Below are 236 nucleotides of genomic sequence, written 5' to 3'. Positions count from 1 at the left end.
GCCCTTTCCCCCTCCCGCCTCGCTGCAGATAAAACAAAACGCTATATCTCGCGGACTAAAATAGCCGTCCGTTTAATGATATAGTCATGGCCAGTCAGTGCTTGCCCGAGGACGTCCATCATGCACCACCATCCGGTAAAATCTTCCCGAATTATCTCCGTCGCCTACGATGACGCCTCCGCCACACTGGAAATCTATTTCTATCACCAGCCGCCATTACAATATACCGGGGTCCC

At 52.1% G+C, this 236-nt stretch carries 1 protein-coding gene; it reads left to right on the top strand.

Annotated features, from left to right (window positions below):
• Positions 1-120: 120 nt before the first annotated feature.
• Positions 121-236, top strand: a 116-nt coding sequence (locus HMPREF9538_RS31915; RefSeq protein WP_148671948.1) for a KTSC domain-containing protein, incomplete at its 3' end; no start/stop codon positions are given.

The organism is Klebsiella sp. MS 92-3 (assembly GCF_000195655.1).
Lineage (GTDB): Bacteria > Pseudomonadota > Gammaproteobacteria > Enterobacterales > Enterobacteriaceae > Klebsiella > Klebsiella pneumoniae.
This window is presented reverse-complemented; position numbering and strand designations above follow the sequence as displayed.